Origin of the sequence: Acinetobacter sichuanensis (genome assembly GCF_003024515.2) — a bacterium.
GTDB lineage: Bacteria > Pseudomonadota > Gammaproteobacteria > Pseudomonadales > Moraxellaceae > Acinetobacter > Acinetobacter sichuanensis.
Genome location: NZ_PYIX02000100.1, coordinates 1 through 3795, shown reverse-complemented (window position 1 = coordinate 3795; position 3795 = coordinate 1). Strand labels below are relative to the sequence as shown.

Annotated in this window: 4 protein-coding genes and 2 pseudogenes; 2 read left to right on the top strand and 4 right to left on the bottom strand. The window is 34.2% G+C overall.

Annotated elements, in window-relative coordinates:
- Both C9E89_RS21855 and C9E89_RS21850 read right to left on the bottom strand, forming a co-directional pair.
- Window positions 1–380 (bottom strand): hypothetical protein (locus tag C9E89_RS21855; RefSeq protein WP_147305745.1); only part of this gene is annotated, 380 nt, incomplete at its 3' end.
- A 485-nt stretch (window positions 381–865) separates the two neighbouring features.
- Window positions 866–1154: pseudogene (locus C9E89_RS21850) on the bottom strand (DDE-type integrase/transposase/recombinase); the annotation flags it as partial.
- A gap of 85 nt (window positions 1155–1239) precedes the next feature.
- Here C9E89_RS21850 and C9E89_RS21845 point away from each other — a divergent pair.
- Window positions 1240–1407, top strand: coding sequence for a YhfG family protein (locus C9E89_RS21845; protein WP_107010213.1), 168 nt, complete (start codon window positions 1240–1242; stop codon window positions 1405–1407).
- 12 nt (window positions 1408–1419) lie between these two features.
- Window positions 1420–2016: a putative adenosine monophosphate-protein transferase Fic gene (locus C9E89_RS21840; protein WP_107010212.1), complete on the top strand. Its 597-nt coding sequence runs from the start codon at window positions 1420–1422 to the stop codon at window positions 2014–2016.
- A gap of 516 nt (window positions 2017–2532) precedes the next feature.
- On the opposite strand, the pseudogene C9E89_RS21835 reads toward C9E89_RS21840, so the two are convergent.
- Window positions 2533–3429, bottom strand: a pseudogene (locus tag C9E89_RS21835) (IS4 family transposase); the annotation flags it as partial.
- Window positions 3430–3458: 29 nt separating this feature from the next.
- Window positions 3459–3795: transposase domain-containing protein (locus C9E89_RS21830; protein ID WP_147305744.1), on the bottom strand; the 337-nt coding region annotated here is incomplete at its 5' end.

The window sequence follows — 3795 nt, the reverse complement described above, 5'->3', positions numbered from 1 at the left end:
ATTTGTGTTAGGTTGCTTGGTGCTGTGATATCACCTAAAGAACTGCTCCCTCCACTACTAGTCGCTGCTACTGCTCCAACCGCTACTAATGCTGCACCACCATATACTATTGCTTTATTTTCAAACCATAAGCTCGAATCTTGAGATGAAAAATAACTTTCTAATTGACTTAAATCATCAAGATCATTAGAAGATACTTTAAATTGGCTTATATTATTCTCAAAAATTTCGATCGAAAAAATTTCACCCGAAGACAAGACTATTATTTCACCACTCTGAAGTTCAATAATAATTTTATCGGATTGCTGACTAAATTTTTTAACTTGATTAACATCTAATGTTGTTTTGATTCCACTTTTCAATATTACAATTTTTGACACAAAGTTCTCTACAATTAACAATCTATAAAATATGCAAATAATACAATATAATAAAATTAAGTATATATTTTATTTATTTAATTTCATTAAATATAACTTTTTATTGCTAGATTTATATTATCAATACTTCATTATAAACAACTAAAGATCATGAAATAAAATCTTGATAGAGGTAACAAAATTATAACTGCTCATTTTTTGTATTTTATTTAAAATAAATTTACCATACAACATAAGCACCTAATTTATATTATTTTTTAAATCTAAATACCATTACTAAAATTTTAATTTTAGATGAAAAATAACTCTCTCTTTCATGTTTTCATCTACTAGCAGGAATTAGACGCTTTAAGTAAGCACCTACTAAACCCACCACTATGAAAATTACGACTAAACGCTTATTTTCGTACCCACTTATTAATGAATTGGCACGGTAATACCCCCATTTTAAATTGAGTTAATGAGTAGAAAAACCAAAGGTCTTATCATTGTTTAAAATTGGGTGGTTTACCATCAACTGACATATGACATATGAGGTTGTTCATGATTATAAAAGTGCTCAATACTGTGCTGCTCACACCACCTCTGCATTGAATCACTTATGTATTCTGGACCATTGTCAGAACGTATACGCTTAGGCTTGCCTCGCCATGCAATTAACTGATCAAGCCCTTTAAGCACGCGTTAAGCCGGTAATGAGAAATCTACAAGAATATCCAAAGACTCACGGTTGTAGTCATCAATAATATTATGTACACGATAGCTACGGCCATCACATTTTGATATACTATGTATGCAGCATTGATCAAGAGATTATCTGCTATACTTGCTTCACCTATAGCATCAATGGAGTTTAGAAATGCTCAGAACCACTGAACAGAAAAAAATATATATTCAAGCGACATGTTCTCAAAACTATCAAGCCAGCCTAAAGCTTGAAGGCATTACAACAACAATTCAAAAAACTCAACAGAGTAAAGCTGAAATCTTAAGAAAATATAAGAAGTATTCGCAACCCGAATCTTAGTCAGGTGCATGTATGGATAAATATGGTGAAATGGGTGACAGCCTGTATTGTTACCCTGACACAAATATTTTAAAAAACAAACTCAATATTCGTGATGAACAGATTTTAGAACAAGCTGAACTAGAACTATCTGGATTAGCGAGTAGCCTAATTGAATATGCTGAACCACCCTATGACTTAAAATACTTAAAATCAATTCATGTACAACTTTTTGGAGACTTATACGACTGGGCAGGAAAGTTAAGACAAGTCGATATCTCCAAAGGTGACACCCGCTTTTGTAATTTTTTCCGTATTGAAATTGAAATCAATAAATTATTTAAATCACTCCAAGAAAAAAAGCACTTTCAAGACTTAACACCACAACAACTAATTCCTCAACTTGCCGACTTATATTGTGAGCTTAATGTCATACACCCATTTCGTGAAGGTAATGGACGTACGCAACGAATCTTCTTTGAACATCTGATTGCTCATTGTGGTTATGGTATTGATTGGTCTCGTATTGACTCTCAACAACAATGGATTAAAGCCAATATTGAAGGTTTTTATGGTAATTTAAATCCATTAATTCAGATTTTTGAACAATGCTTTATCCAAAATATCTAGAAACTTAGAGAGCCGAAGCTCTCAATCCTTAACAGCTCGCAAATTTAGCTTCAATCCACCGATTGATTTCCCAAACAGACCAACAAATACGATTATTTGAAATCTTAATATTGTTCGGAATCAAGGTCAGTTGAGTAAGAGTCATTTTAAGTGAAAAAAATTATTATACCTTGATCACTAAAATGGACTAAATTTTAACAGCATTTAAAGTACCCAAAAGAAGGACTGTTCACTTCACTCCTACAAATAACAAAGCCTATGCTTTTCAACGAAGGTTAGAAATGATCCTGTAAAAAATTTTCATCATGCTGCTCTTATAGCATATAGACAATTACTACATCATTTACATTTAATCTCAATACAGCCTAGCAGAAAAAACGCAACGAATATTTCTTTGCGTATATATGTAGTGTTTAAATCCATTCATTTTTCAATAACCCCTGACGTTTAATCACGCTTATAGTCGATTTTTAACCTTGTGAAAATGGACATAGCGACACTGCTGTCCCACAATTATTAAAACAAGAACCTCAATTGAGGTCCTTGTTGTTTATTCCACTTTTTTTCAGGTAAAAACAGAGCTTTTAAAAGTTTTCTTTCAAATAAATTCACTTGAATAATCCTTAATAACCTTTGAACACTCCATCCCTCCTGTGCCATATGTTTTGCAAAACTCACCAGTAAATAAGCAATTAAGGCGATCCATATTTGTGTTTGTATTGCATTACGGCTTCGACCCAAAAACGATTTTAATTTTAGGTTTTGCTTAATCGCTTTGAAAAATAGCTCCACTTTCCAGCGATCTTTGTAAATTGCTGCAATGGTCGATGCAGCCAAATGAAAGTTATTGCTTAGAAACTCAAATGTCCTTTTCTTATCTGCATCATAGAATTCTATTCGTCTTAGTCGTTTTGGTGCACCACGCTTTTTTGCATAGTCACTACTCAACTCAATATATTCATCCGCAAGAATACCTTTGCAAGCTAATACATCTTGTTTGGACTTTACCGTATAAACAGTCTTTGGTCTCAAGCGTGTCACAAAGCTAACCTTTTCTTTGCTCATCTCTGCAAACCACTGATAATCAACATATCCCTTATCAAATACTACAACACTTCCAGACGGAAATTTGAGTCGTCTGCCTTGCACCATATCATTTTCAATCCCGTCTCCAAGTGCAACAAATTCAGGAATGGTATTACTATGATTTAATCCAATAGTCAGTTTTATACTGGCTTTGGATTCATGTACTTTTGCCCATTCACATAATGACAATGAAAGATCAATATGGCTTGCATCAAGTGAATATAATGGATTTTTAAACCGAAATTTATGTGCAACCTTTAAGTTTTCACAATGCTTGAGCAGTTGATTAAACAATTGCTGATATAAGCTGCTAGGCTGTTCTTCATTCGTAAGCATCCGCTGAACCCCACTTGAACTCAAGCAGGGTTCCATTTATGAGGCAATAAGTCTTCGATATCTTTCATTTTATGTATCGGCAATCTTTTCAGCACATCACTGAGATAGGCATACGGATCAAGACCATTGAGTTTAGCTGACTGGATTAAAGTCATGATATTGGCTGCCCGTTGCCCACTTCTAAGTGAACCTGCAAATAACCAGTTTTTACGTCCAAGAGCCCACGGGCGCATCTGATTCTCAATCCCTTGCGAAGCAATGCTTCTCATGTCAATCGGGAGCATGCCATCATTCAGATACCGGCTTAAGGCAGACCACCGTTTTAGACTATAATTGATCGCCTTGGCTGTGGCTGAA

Coding starts and splice junctions, on each gene's coding strand:
- C9E89_RS21845 (WP_107010213.1), top strand. CDS start 1,240: ATGCTCAGAACCACTGAACAGAAAAAAATATATATTCAAGCGACATGT.
- C9E89_RS21840 (WP_107010212.1), top strand. CDS start 1,420: ATGGATAAATATGGTGAAATGGGTGACAGCCTGTATTGTTACCCTGAC.